Source organism: Aeromonas molluscorum 848 (assembly GCF_000388115.1).
Classification (GTDB): domain Bacteria; phylum Pseudomonadota; class Gammaproteobacteria; order Enterobacterales; family Aeromonadaceae; genus Aeromonas; species Aeromonas molluscorum.
Genome location: NZ_AQGQ01000208.1, coordinates 1 through 6,275 on the forward strand (window position 1 = coordinate 1; position 6,275 = coordinate 6,275).

General features: G+C 60.8%; 5 protein-coding genes and 1 pseudogene. 3 read left to right on the top strand and 3 right to left on the bottom strand.

The window, feature by feature from the left end; genetic code table 11:
• Window positions 1–198: 198 nt before the first annotated feature.
• Together G113_RS18430 and G113_RS18435 are read left to right on the top strand one after the other, a co-directional pair.
• Window positions 199–1,186 (top strand): annotated as a pseudogene (locus G113_RS18430) (LpxL/LpxP family acyltransferase).
• A gap of 162 nt (window positions 1,187–1,348) precedes the next feature.
• On the top strand, window positions 1,349–2,209 hold the full coding sequence (locus G113_RS18435) for a PA4780 family RIO1-like protein kinase (protein ID WP_005908489.1): 861 nt from the start codon (window positions 1,349–1,351) through the stop codon (window positions 2,207–2,209).
• A gap of 78 nt (window positions 2,210–2,287) precedes the next feature.
• On the opposite strand, the gene G113_RS18440 is transcribed toward G113_RS18435, so the two are convergent.
• Genes G113_RS18440 through G113_RS18450 form a run of 3 tightly spaced genes read right to left on the bottom strand, consistent with a single transcriptional unit; the run spans window position 2,288 to window position 4,431 of the window.
• On the bottom strand, window positions 2,288–2,878 hold the full coding sequence (locus G113_RS18440; RefSeq protein WP_152436103.1) for a GNAT family N-acetyltransferase: 591 nt from the start codon (window positions 2,876–2,878) through the stop codon (window positions 2,288–2,290).
• Between the two features lie 11 nt (window positions 2,879–2,889).
• The gene (locus G113_RS18445; protein ID WP_005908491.1) at window positions 2,890–3,774 is read right to left on the bottom strand and encodes a pirin family protein; all 885 of its coding nucleotides are present in this window, start codon (window positions 3,772–3,774) and stop codon (window positions 2,890–2,892) included.
• A 27-nt stretch (window positions 3,775–3,801) separates the two neighbouring features.
• Window positions 3,802–4,431, bottom strand: coding sequence for a hypothetical protein (locus G113_RS18450; RefSeq protein WP_005908492.1), 630 nt, complete (start codon window positions 4,429–4,431; stop codon window positions 3,802–3,804).
• A gap of 230 nt (window positions 4,432–4,661) precedes the next feature.
• Here G113_RS18450 and G113_RS18455 point away from each other — a divergent pair.
• Window positions 4,662–6,275, top strand: a 1,614-nt coding sequence (locus G113_RS18455; protein ID WP_040319379.1) for a DNA polymerase II, incomplete at its 3' end; no start/stop codon positions are given.

A 6,275-nucleotide genomic window follows, 5' to 3' on the forward strand; every position in this document is an offset into this window, starting at 1 on the left:
CGTGGTCTCTCGCCCCATCCCTGAGCGCGCGGCGTATCTGCTCGCCAATGGCCCCTTGCGGGGCCATTTTTCATGGTCTGGCCAAGGGGATTGGTTTGTTCGAAAGGGGGTAATGATCAGGCTCTCTAGCTGGTCAGGCTAGAAAAATACGTTGAGATAACTAAAATAACCCCTTGTTTAGATGACAAGAACTGCAACATGGCTTCTCAAGATCCGGTGTTCGACACCTCATTTCGCCTCGCTCTGCTTCATCCCAGGCACTGGCTTAGCTGGCTCGCCCTTGCCTTGCTGACCCTATTGGCCTTCTTGCCTGTCCGGCTGCGCGATGGACTGGCCAACAGCCTGGCCCCGCTCATACTGAGGGCTTCCCCGAAGCAAGCCTATACTCGCCAATACCAACCTGGACATCTGCTTTCCTGATCTGGACGAGACGCAGCATCAGGCGTTGCTGCTCAAATCAGTACGAGTGGGTCTCAAGACCTTCATGGGGTTTGGCGAGCTGACCTGGCGCAGCAACCGCTATCTGGCCTCCAGGATTCGGGTGACGGGCTGGGAACATATTGCGACGCAGCAGGCGCAGGGGCATCCTCTGATCCTGGTGGTACCGCACACCTGGGCGGTGGATGTGATTGGCCGCCTGTTCGTACTGCGTGGTCTGCCCATGTGCACCATGATGAAAAGCCCAAAAGATGCGCTGTTTGACTGGTACATCAACCGCGAGCGTGCCAAGGGCGGCCGCGTCTATGAACGTAGCGTCGGCATCAAGCCAGCCATCAAGGCGGTCCGCGGCGGTGACAACTTCTTCTATCTGCCGGATCAGGATCATGGCCGCGAGGCCAGCATTTTTGTACCCTTCTTCGGCCACCCAAAGGCAACCTTGCCAGCCTTGCCCAAGTTGGTGAAGCTGACCGGCGCCAAGGCGGTACCCATTTTTGCTAGCTATGACGAGGAGCAGGGCTGCTATTGCCTTGAAATAGAGCCCCCCTTCGAACCTTACCCCACCAGCAACCTGGAGGAGGATGTATTACGTATGAATGGCATGGTGGAGCAACAGCTCGGCCGGCGCCCCGAACAGTACATGTGGTTTCTCAAGATTTTTGAAACCCAGCCCGAGGGTGACCGGCGCCAGGGTCTGTATGAGAATGGGATCCGCCGCATTCGCCAGGGGTTGCCCCCCGAGCCCTGAACCGGACGTGTGGACGAAAGGGGTTATACGGGGCCAGCCTTGGCTGCAATCTGAACGCGCGTCGGCGATGACGTGAGCAGCCATGTTGCCAAGTCCCCCAAAACTGACAGGAATGCACGGCACCACTGGCGCCGGGTGCGCAAATAGGGTAAAAGTTCGGCCATGAAAATACCAAATCGAATCCAGCCTCTGGTGGACGACGGCCTCGTCGACGAGGTCATCAGTCGGCTGATGAGCGGCAAAGAAGCCGATGTCTATGTGGTGCGCTGCGGCGAACATGTTCGCTGTGCCAAAGTCTATAAAGAAGCGGCTAAACGCAGCTTCAAACAGGCCGTGGTCTATCAGGAAGGGCGCAAGGTACGTAACAGCCGTAGCCAGCGAGCGATGGAGAAAGGCTCGCGCTACGGTCGTCGCCAGCATGAAGAGGTGTGGCAGAACACCGAGGTGGATGCGCTGTTCAAGCTGGCCGCTGCTGGTGTGCGCGTGCCTACCCCCTATGTCTGCCTGGATGGTGTGCTGCTGATGGAGCTCATCACCGATGACGAAGGCAATGTTGCCCCCCGTCTCAACGACGTGGCGCTGAGCCCGGAGCAGGCACTGGCGGACCATGACAAGGTGATAGGTTACGTGGTGCGCATGCTATGCACGGGCCTCATTCACGGGGATCTCTCCGAGTTCAACGTCCTGGTCGATGACAAGGGGCCCGTCATCATCGATTTGCCTCAGGTTATCGATGCCGCCGCCAACAATCAGGCCAAGGCCATGTTGGTGCGCGATGTGGAGAATATGCGCAATTACTACGGCATGTACGCCCCGGAGCTGCTTAAGACCCGTTATGCCCAGGAGATGTGGGCCCTCTATGAAGAGGGAGAGTTGACGCCGGAGAGCCGTCTCACGGGCCAGTTTGCGGAAAGCACGGCCATCATCGATATCGACGCTGTTCTGCATGAGATAGAGAGTGCCGAGGAAGAGGCCATGGCCCGCCAGGCCAGAGCCAAGGCCGAGCAGGAAGATGAGTACTAAGCACCAGGGTGCTTGCTATGCCAGACAGGGTGCCTTGGGGCGCCCTGTCTGTTTGTGCCATGGGCTTGCTGGGCTGCGTCAGAACATATAACCCAACAGATCTATGGGTCTGTTGGGCCAGGGAGTGTCGCTGAGCGCCTTGATGAAAATGTCATCCAGCAGCTCTACCGCAACACCGTAGTTCTTGAAGTCGTTGATCCTGAGCCAGCTGCAGTACTGGGTTATCTGCACGAAACCATTGGCCAGATAGAGGCTGGGATCGTCGGCGATGAGAAACAGATAATCGAGCCCCTTGCTGCGAGCGAATGGCTGCAGTTCGGCCAGCATGGCACTGGCCACCCCTTGACCGCGCATCGCGGGCGCCACACAGAGATCGATCAACCCCAGTATGGCAACGGGCTGATCGCCCACCGCAATCATGCGCTGATCCAGCCCTACATGGCCGACCAGCTGCGCCCCCTGCCACACCAGCCCCCTCAAGTGAGGCCGCTGCTTGGAATAGGAGCGAGGCATGGCATAGGCGGGAAAGCAGCTGTTGCGCAGGGCCGTGATGGCCTCATGTTCACGGGGGCTGAGATCGAGCTCGGCAGTCAGATCCATCAGCAACGGGGCCTGATCCCCGTGAACCGCGCCGGGGGATCTGGATTGAAGGGAAAGGGTTAGCCTCATGAGGCCGCTGCTCACAGCCCGGCCAGGGGCGGGGCTATCAACCTGGCCCCATCATAGCCAACCACCTCGCCAAAGCGCGCATCCCCTGACTGCCAATCTTGCGCCGCGATGCGAATAGCCTCCTTGTCGAAGCTGACGAAGTTCCACCAGATCTGCAACGGCTTTGCCAGGGGCTCGCCGCCGATGAGCAGCAAGCGGGCGCCCGCCTTCAGGGTCAGGGTCACCTCACTGGTACCCGGTGCCAGATAGGCCAGCTGCTCGGCGGCCAGCGTCTGGCCTGCCACCGCCACTTCACCGGCCAGGGCCAGCAGGCCATGTTCAAACTCGGGAGCCAGGGGCAGGGTCAGGGTACGGGTACGGGTCTCCTCGGCCTGCAGATCCAGCCCCAGTATGGGGGCGAAGCTGAGGGTCGGGGCCTGCCGGTCCTGATGGTGGCCAATCAGCAGAGTGAATCCGATCCCCTGTTGTTGCCAGCGCGGCAAGTCCGGGTAGTGATCGAAGCGGGGCCGAGTGGCCTGGGAAGCCTCGGGCAAGGCTATCCAGAGCTGGGCGGCATGAACACTCGGGTGGCCGGGCACCGACTCCTCGGTGTGCGCTATGCCCTGGCCTGCCGTCATCAGATTGACCTGACCCGGGCGGATCACCTGTTCGCTGCCCAGACTGTCGCGGTGCAATATCTCCCCCTCCAGCATCCAGGTGAAGGTCTGCAATCCGATGTGGGGATGAGGGCCGACGTTCAGTCCGGGCTCACCTGGGGCAAAGCGGGCCGGGCCTATGTGATCGAGGAAGCACCAAGGGCCTATGGTGCGTCTCTCCTTGACCGGTATGGCGCGGGCAACCGGTATGCCGCCAACATCCGTGGTGCGCGAATCGATGAGTTGCAGTTTGTCTGTCATGGCACTCTCCTTGGCTGGGCAACCGGATTAGCGGCGCCGGATCACCGGCATGTTCATCATGTGGGCAGGGCGGGTCATGGGCCTGACGACCGGCCGGGATGGCAGGGTGACAGGCCGGGTCACGGGTTGACTGGGCAAGGTGGCCGGTCGGCTGGCGGGCCTGGGCTGAGCCAGGCTGCCGCCATCCAGATTGAGCCTGCGGGACGCCTCGGTGGCCTCTGGCAGCGAGAGGCGATCTGTGCCGGTCGGATTTATCTTGCGCAATACCTGCTGGCGATCGCGCAGGATGCTCTTTTGCTCCGGGCTCAGGGCATTCCAGCGATCGGAAAAATCGGTGCGCAGCGTCTCTATATCCGGCTTGCCAAGCTCGGAGTGCCAATCCTTGAACTTGTTCTTGATGTCGTCACGCTTGCCTTCATCAAGATCCTGCCACCAGTGCTGGATCAGATCGTCGAACTCGCCATCATTATTGCAACACCAAGGGTAGTAGCGGTCCCAATAGTAGAAGTAGTCGTCATACCACCAGGGGTAGGGAGCTGCGCCATAATCGCTGCCATAACCCATGCCGACACTGGCGCCGACGGTGGGACTGGTGTTGCTGCAGCCACCCAGGCCAAGCGCTGTCAGGGTGAGCATAAGGGAAGGGAAAACACGCATGAAAGCTCCTTGTCATGAGCCGGCGAGGGTGGCTCGCCAGCCGGGCACAGATCCGGGTGCACAGTGGGATGGGGCATTGATGCAATGTGCCGCGGCCCACTCAATGTGCCCACTATAAGCCAAATCCAGCGCGGGTGGCAGCCCTTGCGGGCCTCACTCGCGCCAGCATTGCGAGCTACTACTGTATGAACGTACAATAGCTTATCTTCCCTTTGTTCCCTGCTTTCACCATGACCCCTAGTCTCGCTCCCACCGACGGTTTTATCCTGACTCGCCACAGCCGGGACGTGCGCGGGCGCGGTGACGGACGCGATGGTACCGAAATCGTGTTCTGGCTATGGAGTGAGCAAGGACCGGTGCGTCTGGTGGTCGCCGGTCAGCAGCCGCTCTTCTTCCTGCCCCAGTCCCACATGGAGGAGGCCGTTGCCCTGTTCCAGGGGGCCGGGGTACGTGGCCGCTTTCGTCGTCTGCCCATGCATACCTTCGATGGCCGTGCGGTGGTGGGCTGTTATTTCTCCACCCTGAGCAGCTATCACAGGGCCATAGAGCTGCTGCTCATTCGTGGCCTGGAGCATTTCGAATCGGATATTCGCCTGCCCGAACGTTTCTTGATGGAGCGCTTCATTACCGCGGGCATGCGCTTTGATGGCAAGACGGTCAAACGCGGCGATCACTGGTTAGTCAACGAGGCGCGCTGCGCCCCCCAGGCCGTGACTCCGACTCTCTCCTGGGTCTCCCTGGATGTGGAATGCGCCATGGATGGCGCCCTCTTCTCCATCGGACTGTATAGCGAGCAAGATGCCCGGGTGATCATGATAGGCGAGGCCCCCGATGACGCCGCGTCCTGGGATACCCAGGTACAGTGGGTGGCGGATGAGCCCGCGTTGCTTGCGGCCCTCGAAACCTGGTTCCTGCGCCATGATCCTGATCTGGTGCTCGGCTGGAACGTAGTGAATTTTGATTTTCGCCTGCTGCTGCGCCGGGCCGAGCTTCACAAGCGCCGGCTGCGCCTCGGCCGTGGGCGGGAGCTGGCATTTTGGCGCGCCTCGCGCGGCGATCCCCAGACCGGCAGCGTCATCTTGCCGGGGCGCATGGTGCTCGATGGCATCGACACCCTCAAGAGCGCGACCTGGCAGTTCGCCAGTTACAGCCTGGATGCGGTGGCGAGCGAGCTGCTTGGCCGTGGCAAGGATATCGATGATGTGGCGAACCGGGGTGAGAAGATCACCGAGCTGTTTCACTCCGACAAAGAGGCGCTGGCCCGCTACAACCTGGAAGATTGCAAGCTGGTGTGGGAGATAGTCGAGCACTGCGACCTGATCCCCTTTGCCATCGAGCGGGCCAATCTCACCGGACTGGAGCTGGACCGCGTCGGCGGCTCGGTGGCGGCCTTTACCAATCTCTATCTGCCACGGCTGCATCGCGGCGGTTATGTGGCCCCCAATCTGCCCGCCGATGGGGGGCTGGCGAGCCCCGGCGGCTATGTGATGGACTCCAAACCCGGCCTCTATCGCCAAGTGCTGGTGCTGGATTTCAAGAGCCTTTATCCCAGTATCATCCGCACCTTCTGCATCGATCCCATGGGGCTGATCGAAGGGCTCAAGGCCCCCGATGACGCCATTCCCGGTTTTCGTGGCGCCTTCTTCTCCCGGGACAAGCACTTCCTGCCAGATCTTATCGCCACCCTGTGGGCGGCACGGGACAGGGCCAAGGCGGCTAATAACAAGGCGCTCTCCCAGGCCATCAAGATCATCATGAACTCCTTTTATGGGGTGCTGGGCTCGGGGGGGTGCCGTTTCTACGATCCCAGGCTCGCCTCCTCCATCACACTGCGCGGGCACAGC